The 16,406-nt window shown below is 51.5% G+C and carries 15 protein-coding genes; all 15 read right to left on the minus strand.

Annotated features, from left to right (window positions below; genetic code table 11):
• Window positions 1–122: 122 nt before the first annotated feature.
• Entirely contained in the window at window positions 123–320 is a 198-nt protein-coding gene (locus BBD38_RS12560; protein WP_066688778.1) for a hypothetical protein, read from the minus strand.
• A gap of 189 nt (window positions 321–509) precedes the next feature.
• Entirely contained in the window at window positions 510–3,137 is a 2,628-nt protein-coding gene (ppdK, locus tag BBD38_RS12565; protein WP_066688780.1) for a pyruvate, phosphate dikinase, read from the minus strand.
• Between the two features lie 124 nt (window positions 3,138–3,261).
• A complete protein-coding gene (gene recO / locus BBD38_RS12570) occupies window positions 3,262–4,002 on the minus strand; it encodes a DNA repair protein RecO (RefSeq protein WP_066688781.1) in 741 nt (246 codons plus the stop codon).
• A 38-nt stretch (window positions 4,003–4,040) separates the two neighbouring features.
• Complete coding sequence (gene era / locus BBD38_RS12575) at window positions 4,041–4,931, minus strand: GTPase Era (protein ID WP_066688782.1); 891 nt, start codon at window positions 4,929–4,931, stop codon at window positions 4,041–4,043.
• A gap of 10 nt (window positions 4,932–4,941) precedes the next feature.
• On the minus strand, window positions 4,942–5,691 hold the full coding sequence (locus BBD38_RS12580) for a diacylglycerol kinase (protein ID WP_066688784.1): 750 nt from the start codon (window positions 5,689–5,691) through the stop codon (window positions 4,942–4,944).
• Window positions 5,681–6,178, minus strand: a complete 498-nt coding sequence (ybeY, locus tag BBD38_RS12585) for an rRNA maturation RNase YbeY (RefSeq protein WP_066688887.1) — start codon at window positions 6,176–6,178, stop codon at window positions 5,681–5,683. The genes BBD38_RS12580 and ybeY overlap by 11 nt, the downstream gene beginning before the upstream one ends.
• A complete protein-coding gene (locus BBD38_RS12590) occupies window positions 6,159–8,420 on the minus strand; it encodes an HD family phosphohydrolase (RefSeq protein ID WP_066688786.1) in 2,262 nt (753 codons plus the stop codon). Before BBD38_RS12590 ends, ybeY begins: the two co-directional genes overlap by 20 nt.
• 18 nt (window positions 8,421–8,438) lie before the next feature.
• Window positions 8,439–9,380: a PhoH family protein gene (locus BBD38_RS12595; RefSeq protein WP_066688888.1), complete on the minus strand. Its 942-nt coding sequence runs from the start codon at window positions 9,378–9,380 to the stop codon at window positions 8,439–8,441.
• 189 nt (window positions 9,381–9,569) lie between these two features.
• Entirely contained in the window at window positions 9,570–9,743 is a 174-nt protein-coding gene (gene rpsU / locus BBD38_RS12600; RefSeq protein ID WP_046444557.1) for a 30S ribosomal protein S21, read from the minus strand.
• Between the two features lie 160 nt (window positions 9,744–9,903).
• Window positions 9,904–10,248, minus strand: a complete 345-nt coding sequence (locus BBD38_RS12605; protein ID WP_066688788.1) for a histidine triad nucleotide-binding protein — start codon at window positions 10,246–10,248, stop codon at window positions 9,904–9,906.
• Window positions 10,248–11,537 (minus strand): tRNA (N(6)-L-threonylcarbamoyladenosine(37)-C(2))-methylthiotransferase MtaB, encoded by a 1,290-nt coding sequence (gene mtaB / locus BBD38_RS12610; protein ID WP_066688790.1) that lies wholly within the window; start codon window positions 11,535–11,537, stop codon window positions 10,248–10,250. Before mtaB ends, BBD38_RS12605 begins: the two co-directional genes overlap by 1 nt.
• Before the next feature lies 1 nt (window position 11,538).
• The gene (locus BBD38_RS12615; protein ID WP_066688794.1) at window positions 11,539–12,267 is read right to left on the minus strand and encodes a 16S rRNA (uracil(1498)-N(3))-methyltransferase; all 729 of its coding nucleotides are present in this window, start codon (window positions 12,265–12,267) and stop codon (window positions 11,539–11,541) included.
• Entirely contained in the window at window positions 12,264–13,205 is a 942-nt protein-coding gene (gene prmA, locus BBD38_RS12620) for a 50S ribosomal protein L11 methyltransferase (RefSeq protein ID WP_066688795.1), read from the minus strand. The genes BBD38_RS12615 and prmA overlap by 4 nt, the downstream gene beginning before the upstream one ends.
• A 97-nt stretch (window positions 13,206–13,302) precedes the next feature.
• A complete protein-coding gene (gene dnaJ, locus BBD38_RS12625; protein ID WP_147568169.1) occupies window positions 13,303–14,412 on the minus strand; it encodes a molecular chaperone DnaJ in 1,110 nt (369 codons plus the stop codon).
• Window positions 14,413–14,515: 103 nt separating this feature from the next.
• Window positions 14,516–16,405, minus strand: coding sequence for a molecular chaperone DnaK (gene dnaK, locus BBD38_RS12630; protein WP_066688798.1), 1,890 nt, complete (start codon window positions 16,403–16,405; stop codon window positions 14,516–14,518).
• Between the last annotated feature and the right edge of the window lies 1 nt (window position 16,406).

Here is a 16,406-nt window from a genome sequence, read left to right on the forward strand (position 1 = left end):
CGTCCGCCTTCCTGCTTTTCAAATAAATAAAAAACCTTCGCATCCCCTTCCCAGGGTCAGAAACCACGAAAAGCTATTCACCGCCAATTCGTGAATAGCTTTCCGTATCATCGTTTCCACGCTCATGGCTCTGCGAAAAGAGCAACAAAGCCGCAATTTGTGCATTTGGCGCAGGCAACCTCGCTGCCTTTTCCGTCACCCGATGCGTCCAGAATATAAGTTTCTTCTCCAACATCCCATTCCTTGTTTCCGCAGATCGGGCATGCCTTTCTCTCTGTTTCATCCTGTGCATGCTTGATTAGTGTTTGCTTATCACTCAAAATATTTTCCTCCTTTCCCTAAAAAATCATTGCTGTAATTTATCCCGCATGAACAATCTCTCGAGATTGGTATGTTATTTTTAACCAATTGCCAATCCTCGAAACATTAATAAATACATAAAAAAACAGGCGCGTTTCCCAAAAGGAAGCGCGCCTGTTTCGATTTTCAATCAAGCTTCGTATAACAGCTTATTTTGATTTAACAACCGCATGTGCTGCCGCAAGACGTGCAATCGGCACGCGGAACGGCGAGCAGGATACATAATTGAGACCCAGGCTGTCGCAGAACTCAACAGTGGACGGATCGCCGCCGTGTTCGCCGCAAATTCCGAGCTTGATATCGGGGCGGGTCTTACGGCCAAGCTCTACGGCCATCTTCACGAGTTTGCCGACGCCATCCTGATCCAGCTTCGCAAACGGATCGGATTCGTAGATTTTCTTCGTGTAATAGTCATCGAGGAACTTGCCGGCATCGTCGCGGCTGAAACCGAACGTCATCTGCGTGAGGTCGTTCGTACCGAAGGAGAAGAATTCCGCTTCCTTCGCGATCTCGTCAGCCATAACGGCGGCTCTCGGCACTTCGATCATCGTACCAACCTTGTACTCGATCTTCTTGCCCTTTTCCTGCATAACTTTCTCCGCTGTCTCAACAACGAAATCTTTTACGTATTTCAGTTCCTTCAGGTCGCCGACGAGCGGGATCATGATTTCAGGAACGATATTATATTCCGTTTCTTCCGTTACTTCGATCGCGGCTTCCATAACCGCCCTCGTCTGCATCACAGCGATTTCCGGGAACGTAACCGCAAGACGAACGCCGCGGTGGCCAAGCATCGGGTTGAATTCGTGCAGCCCTTCAATAATTCCCGTCAGCTCATCAACATCGAGCGACATTTCCTTCGCCAGGTTCGCGATATCCTCAGGGTCCGTAGGAAGGAACTCATGCAGCGGCGGATCGAGGAAACGGATCGTAACCGGGTTGCCCTTCATTGCCTTATAAATGCCCTTGAAGTCTTCCTTCTGCATCGGCAGGAGCTTAGCCAAAGCTTTTTCCCTCTGCTCAACCGTTTTTGAAACGATCATCTCGCGCATAGCGGCAATCCTGTCTTCCGCAAAGAACATATGCTCCGTACGGCATAGGCCAATACCTTCCGCGCCAAATTCCATCGCCTGCTCCGCATCGTGCGGCGTATCGGCATTCGTGCGGACTTTCAGTCTGCGGATGGAATCCGCCCAGCCCATAACCGTAGCGAAATCGCCCGTCACCTGGGCTTCCTGCGTCTCGATTGCTTCGCCGTACACGTTACCCGTGGAACCGTCGAGGGAAATCCAGTCGCCTTCCTTATAAACCTTACCGTCTTCCGTGGTCATCGTCTTTGCGCACTCGTCGATTCTCAGTTCGCCGCAGCCCGCTACGCAGCACGTACCCATGCCGCGGGCAACAACCGCCGCGTGGGACGTCATGCCGCCGCGCGCCGTGAGGATGCCCTCGGAGGCATACATACCTTCGATATCTTCAGGAGAAGTTTCCTGCCGCGCAAGAACGACCTTATCACCCTTTGCGGCAGCAGCCGTCGCATCGTCAGCCGTGAAATACAGCTTACCGCAGGCAGCACCCGGGGAAGCCGGAAGCCCCTTCGCGATCGGTTTTGCTTTTTTCAGCGCGTCTGCATTAAACATCGGATGGAGGAGTGAATCAAGCTGCTTCGGCTCTACCTTAAGAATCGCCTCTTCTTCCGTCAGCTTTCCTTCTTTTACAAGGTCAACGGCAATTTTGAGGGCAGCCGGAGCCGTCCGCTTTCCGTTTCTCGTTTGCAGCATGTAAAGTTTTCCGCCTTCGATGGTGAACTCCATATCCTGCATGTCTTTGTAATGATCTTCAAGGGATTGAGCAATATTCGCAAACTGCTCATATACCTCCGGCATCTGGTCGCCCAGATGGGAAATCGGCTGAGGCGTCCGGATGCCCGCAACAACGTCTTCACCCTGTGCGTTCATCAGGTATTCGCCATAGAGCTTCTTTTCGCCTGTGGAGGGGTTTCTCGTGAAAGCAACGCCGGTGCCGCAATCGTCACCCATATTTCCGAATACCATTGCCTGTACGTTAACCGCCGTACCCCAGCTTGCCGGGATATCATTCATGCGGCGATATACGATTGCCCTCGGGTTGTCCCACGAACGGAACACAGCCGTTACGGATTCAAGCAGCTGTTCCTTTGCATCCTGCGGGAATTCCTTGCCCATTTCCTGCTTATAGATTTCTTTGTATTTCTTGACGAGGTTTTTCAGATCATCCGCATCCAGTTCCGTGTCCATCTTGACGCCTTTTGCGTCTTTGGCAGCCTGGAGCTGTTCTTCAAATTTTTCTTTGTCGATGCACATAACAACGTCGGAGAACATCTGGATGAATCTCCTGTAGCTGTCATACGCCCAACGCGGATTGCCGGACTTCTTCGCCATACCCTCAACCGCAATGTCATTGAGGCCGAGGTTCAGGATCGTGTCCATCATACCCGGCATGGAAGCGCGGGCGCCGCTGCGTACGGATACGAGGAACGGATTTTCCTGGTCGCCGAACTTCTTGCCGGCAATCTCTTCCGTCTTCGCCATTGCATCATAAATCTGCTCCACTACTTCGTCGGCGATCTTTTTGCCGTCTTCATAGTACTTCGTGCAAGCTTCCGTAGAAACCGTAAAGCCCTGGGGAACCGGCAAACCAAGGTTGGTCATCTCTGCCAGGTTTGCGCCTTTGCCCCCAAGAAGGTTTCTCATGGAAGCGTCACCTTCTTTGAAAAGGTATACATACTTTTTTGCCATCTAAAACTCCTCCTGAATTTATATTTATTTAAAAATTTTTATTTGTTTGCGTATTGTTCGTATCATGAAAAGCCACGTCTATTATACATGAACAAATGTAAGAAAACAACAAAAGATTACACTTTCACAAAGATTTTTCGCGGAAACATTTCATTGTTTTCAGGTGCACTTCCATCATGTTTTCCAAATACCGGCTCATAAGGTCAATCACGCTTCCGGCTTCCTGTTCCCCGGCGGCAGACTGAACAATATCCTGCGGCCGTGCTCCCCCCATTTTTACAAGGCTCAAAAGTGCGGACCTGGGTACGGAAACAGTCGCCACATGCGGCGCGCATTCCCCGCATATTTCGCCTCCCTCCTCCATGGAAAAGGCTGCCGGGTCCCCGCCCGTTTCGTTTCCGCATACCGCGCACGTCCCGATTGCCGGGAAAATACCCATACGTTCCACGATTCGCGCAAAAAAATACGCCAGCGCCTGCGTATGGGAAAGCGTTCCCTGCTCCATCGCAAAAAGCGCATAAATAAGCGCCAGAAACAAATCCTCGTAATCGTCCGTATTCTGCAGCAGCTTGTCGGAAAGTTCCAGCATTACGCAGGCGGCGGCAAATTTGTCGAAGTCGTTCTGTACATGGTAAAACTCTTGCTTAATCAGCGCGGTGGTGAGGAAAAGCTTATCCCCTTTTTTATAAAACTCGTATTCCCCGCACGAAAGAAGCTGCGCCGCCGTGGCAATATCGCTTTTCAACCGCCGCGCGCCGCGCGCCTGGGCGTCAATCCGCCCGTCCGAGCGCGAAAAAAGCGTCAATATTTTATCATAATCCTTATAGTCTGCCGTACGCAATACAATACAATAATGCTTTTCCACAGCGTTCCTTTCACTTTTTCAGCACAGCCTGTTTCCGCTTACTGGCGCTCGTCATATCCCAGCGTCCGCAAGACCCCGAGCTTGTTCCGCCAGTCCGGCTTCACCTTTACCCACACCTGCAAAAATACTTTCCCGCCGAACAGCATTTGCATATCCTCACGCGCCGCTGAGGCGATCTTTTTAAGCATCCTGCCCCCCGCGCCGATAATAATTCCTTTGTGGGAGTCCTTCTCACAATAGATTACCGCGTCGATATTGGTAAGCTCCCGGTCCGTTTCCCGCTCGAGCTTCTCCACCACCACGCCGATTCCATGCGGAATTTCCTTGCCAATGCTCTTCAGCGCCTTTTCCCGGATAAGCTCCGCCGCAATCACCTGCTCCGGCTGATCCGTAACCATGTCGGCCGGGTAATACATCGGGCCCTCCACAAGGTACTGTTTCATATGCTCCACAAGCTCCGCAAGGCCCAGCTTTTCGGCCGCGGAAATCCGGAAAATTTCTTTGCCGTATTTTTTCAGGATTTCTTCCTGTTCCGTAATCCGTTCACCGTCTACCGCATCAATTTTATTGAGCGCAATCACCAACGGCGTTTCTCCTGCCGCAAGACGCGCCAGAATTTCTTCGTCCTTTTCACGCACCCCCACCTTGGCGTCCGCTATAAACAAAACGGCGTCCACATCCCGCGCAGTCTGTTCCGCTGTTTTCAGCATAAATTCACCAAGCTTATTTCTCGGGGTTTGCAGGCCGGGCGTATCCATGAAAATCATTTGGTAATCTTTCCGGGTGAGCACGCCTGTAATACGGTTGCGCGTGGTCTGCGGTTTTTTCGATACAATGGCAATCTTCGTGCCCACGAGCGCATTAATCAGCGTAGACTTTCCCACGTTCGGGCTGCCCGTAAGCGCAATAAAGCCGGATTTGAATTCCATTCCATTCTCCTTAACGAATAATCATTTCTCCAACCTCAAACACAAGCACCGTAATCACTACGCCCATAAGCGCTCCTACCAGCACTTCTGCAAAGGTATGTACTTTCGTTTCCATGCGGCTTTCCGCGACAATCAGCGCAAGCACCGCCGCAAATGTCGAAGCGACCGGATCGGCCGATACAAACGCAATCGCAGTAAAAAGCGCAAACGCAAATGCGGTATGTCCGCTCGGCATGCCGCCCTGGATATAATTCCCGCCCTTCTTCATAAAGCGGGACTTCATAACAATGACCGCCACAAACACAAGCATCAGGGCCGCAAATGTAATATAAGCGGGCAGGTTATTAATATAGCTTACCGACGCATAAGAAATCGTGTACAGCTTGCGGAAAAAAACGAGGTATCCCACAACAAGCGCGCTCATGGCCGCGACAAAGACTCCCCCTGCCGCAACGTCCTTCGCAATGCGTGCAAGCTCGTTATACTCACCCTTGGAAGCAATATCCACCGCCGCTTCAATCGCCGTATTGAAAAGCTCCGCAAAGAAAACGAACGCAATCACCAGCACAAGCGCAATCATCTCGAACCGCGTAACTTGGGTGAGGAGTGCGGCAATTGTCACAACAACCGCGAGCGCAACATGGATTTTCATATTGCGTTCCATTTTAAAGGACTGCAAAAAACCGTTGATGGCATGATTAAAGCTGTTCATCAACGATTTCTTCGGCCTGTATTTTTTTCCGTTTTCGTTAGATTCCATCCATTTCCCTGCCAATATTTACAGCCTGCAGGAGTGCTTCCTGCTTTTTTGTCATGATTTCTTCTTCTTCCGGCGTCATATGGTCATAGCCCATCAAATGAAGCGTTCCATGAAGTGCCAGGAACGCCGTTTCCCGCACGAGGCTATGTCCATATTCCACTGCCTGCTCCTGTGCGCGCTCCATCGAAATAGCAATATCCCCAAGGAAAAGCTTCCCTTCCACATATTCCGCATCCACTTCATCGAGGCATTCTGCCAGAAGCGCGGAAAGTTCGTACGCCGGGAAAGACAAAACATCCGTCGCCCGGTCCATGTCGCGGAATTCGCGGTTTAGCTCCCGAATTCCTTCATTATCCGTAAACAGCAGGTTCAGGCACGCGGGAACGTCCAGCCCCGCCTGTGCAGCGTCCAGAGCCGCGCCGACCGCAGCCTTGATTTCCTCTGTCACTTCAATTTTGTCCTGCTCGTCAGAGAACGTTATCGTCATCTTCCGCTCCATGTATCTTGATTTCCGGATATTTAATCCGCTGGTGATATACTCCGTCAAAAATATTAATGAACGCTTCGGCAATCTGCTTCAAATCCCGCCTGTTAAGCGGCGCATTATCAAGCTGCCCTTCGTCGTAGCGCGCCTTGATTAATTTATGGACCATGGCCGAAATTTCCTCGCGCGACGGATTATCGAGGCTGCGTACCGCCGCTTCCACAACGTCGGCAAGCATTACAATCGCCTGTTCCTTTGTCTCCGGCGGACGGCCCTCATACTGGAAATCCTCTTTTTTCACATGCGGGTCTTTTTCCAGCGCCTCCGCATAGAAATATCCAACCGTGCCGCTCCCATGGTGGTTGCGGACAATTTCAATAATTTCACGCGGCATCTTATATTTTCGCAGCAACTCCACGCCCGCGGGCACATGATGGCGGATAATTTCCGCGCTTTGTTTGGGCAGAAGGGTATCATGCATATTAACATTATTCCGCTGGTTCTCCTTGAAATACAGCGGGTGCTCTACCTTGCCAATATCGTGAAAATAAGCGCCGACCCGCGCCAGCAGCGAAAAGCCTCCCACCGCATTGCATCCCGCCTCCGCAAGGTTGGCGACAAGGATGCTGTGGTGATACGTGCCCGGCGCTTCGATCATCAGCCGTTTTGTCAAAGGATGCGTCGGATCGGAAAGTTCGAGCAATTTGGTCGGCGTTGTCAGGTTAAACGCATTTTCGATCAGCGGGAGCACGCCGATGCTTACGATGCCGCACAGCACGCCGCTGCCTGCCACCATTGCCATTGCCGAAAGCATTTGCTGTACATTATGGGTCTGGTCGGAAAGCAACGGCACCTGCAGCATCCAGACAAGCAGGGAAATAACCACTCCCGGAATTGCCGCCACAAGCCCCGCCAGCACAAGCCGCGAGCGGTAGCGCATATCCTTCAGGATATAAACCGCAAAGAAGCCCCCCGTCAGCATAATCAGGAGAAGCATCAGCGATGTTGTGCTGAACAGGTTTTGCCCTCCTGTCGTTACGCTCATCAGCAGCAGCGACAGGAATACGCTGTACACAATCGCATTTTTGGGCGAAAGCAAAACGGCGCCTAATATTACGAACAGGAACACCGGCAGCAAGTGGATTGCCACCAGCTGCGAAACCGAAGTGATCCCATAGGCCGCTGCGGTAAGAATTGCGAGAATCGCTATCTTTTTCGTGTCAAGCAGCAGTTTGCGGTTAAATACGGCAAGAAATACAGCGTACATCACAAACATTAATACAATATAAATCGTCACCGCCGCGTACGGTTTGATTGACGTCGATTCAGATGTAAGCATCCCCATGCTTTTCAGGACCTCATACTGGTCGTCCGTAACAAGCTCGCCCTTGCGGACAATATTCTGTCCCTTCTTATATTCAACAGGGGTAACCAGCGCCGCAACTTCGTCGCGTTTCTGCTGGGTCGCTTTTTCGTCAAAAACCATATTCGGGTACAGGTCGTTTGTAACGACGGACGAAACAAGCTCCTTATCCTCCGCCGTCATATCTCCCTGCTCCGTAACCGCGCCGATTACGTTCGTTTTGGCCGAATCGATATCGTCGGCCCGCACGCCTGTATAAAGGACATCCTGCACATGGTTTGTGATGGAATCCTTCATATCCGTAAGCTGGGCGGGCGTCATGCCGACAATATGGTAAAGCTGCGCTGTCGTGATATATTCCGGCACAAGGTCTTTCAAGGTGTTCACATTGTCTTCCGTAAGAAGCGTTTCCCATTCCGTTTTTTTCGCGTCGAACGGCACAACGGCATACGCCGTCGGGACAGGAACGGGCTGGGTCGGATTCGCCGCGTTTGCCTGCTCGGCCTCCGTGATTTTCTGATCCGTTTCCTGCTGCTTTTTTTTCTGGTCCGCGTTATAAATATCTTCCGCCGCTCCACGCGCTTTCTCAAAGGCGGTGAAATCCTCGGAAATCTTTTTAACAATTTGCTGTGTCGTATTGGCGTCCGTATTATAGACCGGGCCGATTTTTGCCTGTTCCTCTTCAATGATGCGCTGTGTCGCCACTTCATCGGTCACATCGGTCGGCGCTGTAATCGTAATATCCGAAATCTCTCCGCTCGTAATATCGTAGGTTTGCGGCATCAGCGAAAAAAGCGCTATCGCAACGCAAATTCCAAGCGAACCAACCGCCATCAGAAGGTTCATCATCGCTTTCTTGCGGAACGTTTCCTTAACAACCATAGTCAATCCTCATATACGTCAAACGATCGTATTTTTTCGCCTGTTTTCATATTTCTCAAACGCTTTAATAATATTCCTGACCAGGGGATGCCGCACAACGTCCTTCTGGTCCAAATGGACGATTGCAATATTTTTGATGTTCTTCAGGATTTCGACCACCTTTTTCAGTCCCGACGCCCGTTCCTTCGGTAAATCGATCTGTGTAATATCTCCTGTCACAACAACCTTTGCGTTTTCTCCAAAGCGTGTCAGGAACATTTTCATCTGCTCCATCGTACAATTCTGGGCTTCGTCCAGTATGATGAACGCATCGTTCAGCGTCCGGCCGCGCATATAGGCAAGCGGCGCAACCTCGATCACGCCCTTCTCGGACAGGCGGGCATACGCGTCCGCCCCCATGAAATCATAAAGCGCATCATACAAAGGACGCAGGTATGGATCAACCTTGTTTTGCAAATCCCCCGGAAGGAATCCCAGATTTTCCCCTGCTTCCACAGCGGGGCGCGTCAGGATAATGCGGGAAACCTGCTTATTTTTAAGCGCAACCACCGCCATCGCCATTGCAAGGTACGTCTTCCCCGTGCCGGCCGGGCCGATGCAGACAACCACCGTATTGTCTTTGATGGCCTGTATATATTCCTTCTGCCCATAGGATTTGCACTTGATCTGCTTTCCCTTGGCGGTGATGGCCACAACGTCCGACATCATTTCATTCACAAGGTTCTGGTGTCCGTCGCGAACCAGATCGAGGGCATAATTCACGGAATCCTGGTTAATATTTTCATTTTTTCCATACATCTTTTTCAGAACCTCGATCACGTCGGCGGCAGTCTGTGCTTTATTCGCCTCCCCCGTAATACAGATTCCATTTTCGGTTGCGCGGATGGCCGTATCGGTCTCCGCGGAAATAATATTGATATTTTCATCAAAATTGCCGAATACACCGGCCATTTGCTCCATGCTGTCAAACGAAATATCGATCTGTGTTTCTGCCAAGTTAAAAAATTCCTCCTGCTTTCATATCCACATATGCATAGTATCACATTTTCCTGAAAAAGCCCACACCTATTTCCGATCGAAAAAACAGGCCGCCCGCATCATACGGGTGGCCTGCTGCTTTGTTTTTTCAATGACAGAAACGCTGAAAGCTTAGTGTTTCCTTTTTCTTGCCGCTTCTGCTTTTTTCTTTCTTTTTACGCTGGGTTTTTCATAATGCTCACGTTTCCGGATTTCAGCCAGAACCCCCGCTCTTGCACATTTGCGCTTGAATCTTCTCAGAGCACTTTCCAGTGTTTCGTTTTCGCCTACGCGTATCTCAGACATTAATCTCCCCTCCTCCCGTACTCTGTTCCCATCCAAGACAGGAACTGGGAGCTATTTCATACTCCTGTATTATAGTAAAACCGCGGCACTCTGTCAATAACTAATTCCCATATCATCGGCGTATATTCCGAAACTCCGCAGGTTGCCGCGCCGTGTGCCATCAGCCGGGAGGCCATTCCATATACCGTCCCCCAAGAAGATGCAGATGCAGGTGATGTACCGTCTGGCCGCCGTTTTCGCCCGTATTGAACACAATACGGAAGCCATCCTGCGCAATCCCTTTTTCCGCAGCAATCTTTTGCGCCGCTTTTACCATGGCATCCACATATTGGAAATCCCCGTCCTGCACCTTCAGGATACTTTCTATATGCTTCTTGGGAATAATCAATATGTGTACCGGCGCCTGGGGATCGATGTCGGTAAACGCATACACTAACTCGTCTTCATACACCTTGTTCGACGGGATATCCCCTGAAATAATTTTACAAAACAGGCAATCTTCCATTATTCGCACTCTCCTTTGCTGATAATTTCTCCATACAGTATACCATCTTTGTATTCCCGCAACAAAACATTTTCCATTCGTCCCGGCACGCCGCGTGCATGCACGCGCAGGTAACGGTCGGTATAGCCCTCCGCAAGCCCGTCCCCTGCTTCCTGTTCAAACAGGACAGCCTGTTCCGTCTTTACGAACTGCGCCGCATAATCCCGTTCAAACCCTTTTCCTGCCCCGATCAGCCGGTTTGCACGTTCCCGGCGAACGGCCACGGGGATACTGCCGTCCATTTTTGCCGCCGGCGTTCCTTCCCGTTCGGAATAAGGAAATACATGGATACGCGAAAATCCCTGCGCTTTTACAAACGCAGACGTTTCCGCAAATTCGCTTTCCGTTTCTCCCGGAAAGCCTGTGATGATATCCGTCGTAACCGCCGGTTCTTCGTAAAATTCGCGAATATTGGCAATATACTCCGCAAATTGTGCGGAAGTATACTTTCGGTTCATTCTTCTTAAAACGGTATCGCTGCCGCTCTGGAGCGACACATGGAAATGCGGGCATATTTTACGGAGCAGCCTTAATTCGCGCAGGAAATCTTTCGTAAGGATATGCGGTTCGAGAGAGCCGAGGCGGATGCGCCGAAGCCCCTCTATGCCATCCAGCCCGCGCAGCATGCAAAGGAGGTTTTCGCCGCTGTCCTGCCCGTAAGAGGAAATGTGAATTCCCGTAAGCACAATTTCCTGCACGCCGCGCACCGCAAGCGCTTCCGCTTCCGATAAAATACTGTCTGCACCGCGCGAGCGCACCCGTCCGCGTACATAGGGAATAATGCAATAGCTGCAAAAATTATTGCACCCTTCCTGTATCTTGATATATCCGCGCGTAAGTTCGCCCGGGCTGGAGACCGACAGGGCCTCAAAGCCGGACCCGATTTTGCATACCCCGTCAATTTTTTCCCCGGCAAGGCATTCCCTGACAATATGCACAATTTTATTCCGTTCTTCCGTTCCGACGACCGCGCTGACGCCTTCAATTTCCAAAATGCCTTTCCCGTCGCGCTGGGCAAGGCATCCGCACACGCAAATAACAGATTCCGGATGGTTTTTGTGCAGGCGCCGGATCATATTCCGCGATTTTTTATCCGCCGTATTCGTTACCGTGCAAGTATTAATCAGGTAAACGTCCGCCTCTTCGTGGAACTCGACACGTTCAAATCCGTCCGCCTCAAGAAGCTCCATCATGGCGTTCGTATCATATTGATTCACTTTACAACCGAGCGTATATGCCGCAGCCTTCATGCTATTTCCCCATGTATTCGTACCCGATCATCGCGGCGGCGGCAAGCCCCGCCGTTTCCGACCGGAAAATCAATTTGCCAAGGGAACAGGCTTCCGCGCCCGCCTCCCTAAGCATATGGACTTCCTCTTCCGTAAAACCGCCCTCCGGACCGACAAAAAGAAAGATTTCCTGTTCTCCCCCTTTAAGCGCTTCCTTGATCGTCTTATGCTTTTCGCTTTCGTAGGCGACGAGTTTAAGCCCGCTTTTGCTTTGCAGGCCTTCCGCCGCTTCTTGAAGCGTCATAACCTCTCCAACGCCCGGAATATAAGACCGGCCGCACTGTTTTGCCGCTTCCATCGCAATCCGGCGCGCGCGCTCGACAAGCTTTTCCGCCGATTTCGCATCCGGCCGTTTTACACACCGTTCACTTAAAAACGGCACAAAAGCCCGCACCCCCGCCTCCGTACATTTTTGTACGGCATAGTCGAGATGGTCGCTTTTAATAACCGCCTGGTAAAGCGTGATCCTGACGGGAAGCTCCTTATCGGATATTTTTTTCTCCACGACGCGCACGCAAACACCCTCCGCGCTGATTTCCGTAACCGCGCAAAAATAGTCCGTGCCGCTCCCGTCAAACAGAATAAGCATATCTCCCTCCTGCATTCGCAGTACGCGGGAAATATGCTTTGCTTCCTGCCCCGTAATGTTAATATGCTCCCCGGAAATATCCGGCCAATAAAACCGTCTCATCCTCTATATTTGCACGCGATTGCCCGCCATTCTCCGTCTTCCAGAATTTGGATCACCTTGAATTTCTGTTCTTCAAGCGACCTGCGCACATCATCCAGCCTGGAGTCGATGATGCCCGAGCAGATATACATGCCGTTCCGTTTCATATATCCCTGCGCCACGCCATTGAGCGCAATTACTACGTCCGCAATAATATTGGCAACCACGATATCCGCCTGCGTATTTTCCGGAACCTCCGCAAGAAGATCGGATTTCCTGACCTCAATTGCATCTGCGCAGCCGTTTCGTCCCGCATTATTCCCGGTTACCTCCACTGCAACAGGGTCAAGGTCAAGCGCATATACCCTTTTCGCGCCGAATTTTGCAGCGGCAATGGAAAGGATTCCGCTTCCGCATCCCGCGTCAATTACCGTCATTCCCGGTTCAATATATTCTTCCAGGAACCGTACGCACATCCGTGTCGTTTCATGATTCCCCGTCCCAAACGCCATGCCCGGATCGATTTCAATCACAACTTCCTCCGGCGCGGCGGAATATTCCTCCCACGTTGGCTTGATTACGACAAAATCCGAAATTTTAACCGGCTTGAAATACGCCTTCCACGCATTTTCCCAGTCTTCCTCGCGCACGGTCTGTGTAATGATTTCAAGGCTCCCCAACGGAACATCGAGACGCATCCCCTTCACATGCCGTACACGTTCCTTGACATCAGCTAAAATTCCCTGCTCGCTTCCATCACAGGGAAAAAACGCCGCAACGCAAAAAGGAACCTTTTCCAAAACCTCTTCATCCAAATAATCCCAGGGGAGGCCGCCTTTGGCGCAGGCTTCATTATCCCCTTCGATGGAAACCCCTTTCGCGCCCGCTTCCATAAGCAGGGCGGAAAAAATTTCTTCCGCTTCCTTTTGTGTTCGTATCCCGATTTTCAGCCAATCCATTTTACGTACCTCGCATATAACTGTCTCTTTATTATACTCGCAAACTATTTCCCTTTGCAACAAAAAAGAGCAGGAAGCTGCTCTTCTTTAAAATCCATCAGAACGCGTCGTTTGGTTTGGAAAAGACGGTCTCCTTGTCCTTTGACCGTATTTTGTCTTCAAAATCACGCAAAATCTTTTTCTGGCGCTCGTTCAGCTTTTTGGGAATCTGTACATTTGCACGTACATATAAATCCCCCATGCGGCTGGAATTGAGGTGCTTAATTCCCTTATTCTTCAAACGGAAAACGGTTCCCGGCTGGGTGCCGGGCTCTATCTTATAGCGCACCTTTCCGTCTAGCGTAGGAACCTCAACCTCGTCGCCCAGCGCCGCCTGCATCATGGTGATGTCCATATCAAGGTAAAGGTCATTCCCCAGCCGCTCGAACAGCTTATGCGGTTTTACGGAAATGACAATCTGTAAATCCCCCGCCGGGCCGCCGCGCTTGCCCGCATTGCCTTCGCCGCGCATTGTCAGGACCTGCCCGTTGTCAATTCCAGCCGGAATATTTACGGAAATCGTACGCTGCTGCTGCACCGTGCCCCTGCCCTTGCATTTTTCGCACGGCGTATCTACAATGGTTCCTTCCCCGCCGCACGTACGGCAGGGCTGTACATTGACAAAGCTGCCGAACATTGTCTGCTGCTGGACGCGTTCCTGTCCCGTACCATTACACGTAGGACAGGTCCGGCGTTCCGTTCCTTTGGCCGCTCCCGTTCCGCCGCATTCGTCACACGCCTCGAGCCGCGTAACACTGATATCGTGTTTCACGCCCTGCGCCGCCTCTTCAAAGGAAAGCCGCATATTTACCCGGATGTCGCTTCCGCGCTGGGGGCCGTTTGCCGGGCGGCTGCGCATGCCTCCGCCAAAAATATTATCAAAAATATCGCCAAAGCCCCCGAACCCTTCAAAGCCCCCGAAACCGCCTTGCCCGCCAAAACCGGCCGAACCGTCCGCGGTTCCAAACGTATCATATTGCTGCCGTTTCTGGTCGTCGCTCAATACCTGATACGCTTCGTTTACTTCCTTGAACTTTTGCGCCGCACCTTCATCCCCTTTGTTCATATCGGGATGGTATTGCTTGGCAAGCTTCCTGTATGCACTTTTGATTTCGTCCGCGCTTGCGTCTCTTCCGACGCCAAGCGTCTCGTAATAATCCTTAGCCAAAATTTACGCTACCTCTTCCATCAAAATCTTGAAAATCCCCAAAAGCCAAAGTGAGGCACTCTGGCTTTTGGAGGGGATTTATCCTTTTTTACATCTTTTTCCCTTATTTGTCCTTCTTGTCATCCTTCTTGTCGTCGTCCACAACCTCGTAATCCGCATCTACCACATTGTCGTCCTTCTTTGCGCCGCCGTTCGGATCATAATTCGGGTCGAAGCCCGCGCCGCCCTGTGCGCCGCCCGCCGCTGCATTCGGGTCTCCGCCCGCCTGCTGGTAAATCTTGCCGAACGTATCAAAGGAAACCTTCTGCAATTTCTCCGTTGCGGATTTAATCGTATCCGGGTTGTTGGTCTTGAGCGCCTCCTTGGTGGCCGCCAACTCATCCTCGATCTTTTTCTGGTCTTCCTTCGGCACCTTATCTCCAAGGTCTTTCAAGGTTTTTTCCGTCTGGTAGATCAGGGAATCCGCATTATTGCGCGCTTCTACTTCTTCCTTGCGTTTTTCATCCTCAGCCGCAAATTTTTCCGCATCCTTCACTGCCTTGTCGATCTCGTCGTCCGAAAGGTTGGTGGAAGCTGTAATCGTAATTTTCTGCTCCTTACCCGTTCCCATATCCTTCGCGGATACGTTCACGATACCGTTCGCGTCGATATCAAAGGTAACCTCGATCTGCGGTACGCCTCTTGGGGCCGGGGCAATGCCGGTCAGTGTAAACCGCCCCAGCGTTTTGTTCGCCGCCGCCATTTCCCGCTCACCCTGCAGCACATGGATTTCCACACTCGTCTGCCCATCCGCAGCGGTAGAGAAAACCTGGCTCTTTTTCGCCGGGATCGTCGTATTCCTGTCAATAAGCTTTGTGCAAATGCCGCCCATCGTCTCAATACCGAGGGACAGCGGCGTTACGTCAAGAAGCAATACATCCTTCACTTCGCCGCCGAGAACGCCGGCCTGGATTGCCGCGCCCATTGCCACGCACTCGTCCGGGTTGATGCCCTTAAAGGGCTCTTTGCCCGTAATCCTCTTTACCATATCCTGCACGGCCGGGATGCGCGAGGAACCGCCTACCAGCAAAATTTTATCGATAGCCGAGCTGCTGATGCCCGCATCCTTGATTGCATTTGAAGTCGGTCCTTCCGTCGCGGCAACGAGGTCTGCCGTAAGCTCGTCGAACTTCGCGCGCGTAAGGTTAAGGTCAAGATGCTTCGGCCCTGTCGCATCCGCCGTAATAAACGGCAGGTTGATATTCGTCTGCATAACGCCGGAAAGCTCGATTTTGGCTTTCTCCGCCGCCTCTTTCAGGCGCTGCATCGCAATCTTGTCCCCGGAAAGGTCAATGCCGTTGCTTTTCTTGAATTCGTCAACCATCCAGCCGACAACCTTGTCGTCAAAGTCGTCGCCGCCGAGGCGGTTGTTTCCGCTCGTAGCGAGCACCTCGATTACTCCGTCGCCAATCTCCAGCAGGGATACATCAAACGTGCCGCCGCCGAGGTCATAAACCAGAACCTTCTGGTTGTTATCCTTTTCAAGCCCGTATGCAAGCGCCGCCGCCGTAGGCTCGTTCACAATCCGCAGCACCTCGAGTCCTGCAATTTTACCCGCATCCTTTGTCGCCTGCCGCTGTGAATCGGAGAAATACGCCGGCACCGTAATAACCGCCTGCGTAACCGTCTCGCCAAGATAAGCCTCAGCGTCCGATTTCAACTTTTGCAGGATCATTGCGGAAATCTCCTGCGGCGAATACGTTTTTCCGTCGATATTTATTTTCCGGTCCGTGCCCATATCGCGCTTGATCGACATAACGGTATGATCCGGATTGGTAACCGCCTGGCGCTTTGCCACCTGTCCAACCAATCTCTCACCGTTGTTGGAGAACGCCACGACGGACGGTGTTGTCCGTGCCCCTTCTGCGTTTGGAATTACGACGGCTTCACCGCCCTCCATAACTGCCACGCAGGAATTTGTTGTTCCAAGGTCAATTCCGATTACTTTACCCATT

Origin of the sequence: Christensenella intestinihominis (assembly GCF_001678845.1) — a bacterium.
GTDB classification, from domain to species: domain Bacteria; phylum Bacillota; class Clostridia; order Christensenellales; family Christensenellaceae; genus Christensenella; species Christensenella intestinihominis.

Bases quoted from the DNA above. Each gene is read 5' to 3' on its own strand.
- BBD38_RS12580 (WP_066688784.1), bottom strand. From the start codon at position 5,691: ATGGAATCTAACGAAAACGGAAAAAAATACAGGCCGAAGAAATCGTTG.
- BBD38_RS12590 (WP_066688786.1), bottom strand. From the start codon at position 8,420: ATGGTTGTTAAGGAAACGTTCCGCAAGAAAGCGATGATGAACCTTCTG.
- dnaK (WP_066688798.1), bottom strand. From the start codon at position 16,405: ATGGGTAAAGTAATCGGAATTGACCTTGGAACAACAAATTCCTGCGTG.
- era (WP_066688782.1), bottom strand. From the start codon at position 4,931: ATGGAATTCAAATCCGGCTTTATTGCGCTTACGGGCAGCCCGAACGTG.
- mtaB (WP_066688790.1), bottom strand. From the start codon at position 11,537: ATGAAGGCTGCGGCATATACGCTCGGTTGTAAAGTGAATCAATATGAT.
- ybeY (WP_066688887.1), bottom strand. From the start codon at position 6,178: ATGACGATAACGTTCTCTGACGAGCAGGACAAAATTGAAGTGACAGAG.
- BBD38_RS12595 (WP_066688888.1), bottom strand. From the start codon at position 9,380: ATGGAGCAAATGGCCGGTGTATTCGGCAATTTTGATGAAAATATCAAT.
- BBD38_RS12605 (WP_066688788.1), bottom strand. From the start codon at position 10,248: ATGGAAGATTGCCTGTTTTGTAAAATTATTTCAGGGGATATCCCGTCG.
- ppdK (WP_066688780.1), bottom strand. From the start codon at position 3,137: ATGGCAAAAAAGTATGTATACCTTTTCAAAGAAGGTGACGCTTCCATG.
- BBD38_RS12615 (WP_066688794.1), bottom strand. From the start codon at position 12,267: ATGAGACGGTTTTATTGGCCGGATATTTCCGGGGAGCATATTAACATT.
- prmA (WP_066688795.1), bottom strand. From the start codon at position 13,205: ATGGATTGGCTGAAAATCGGGATACGAACACAAAAGGAAGCGGAAGAA.
- rpsU (WP_046444557.1), bottom strand. From the start codon at position 9,743: ATGTCTGAGATACGCGTAGGCGAAAACGAAACACTGGAAAGTGCTCTG.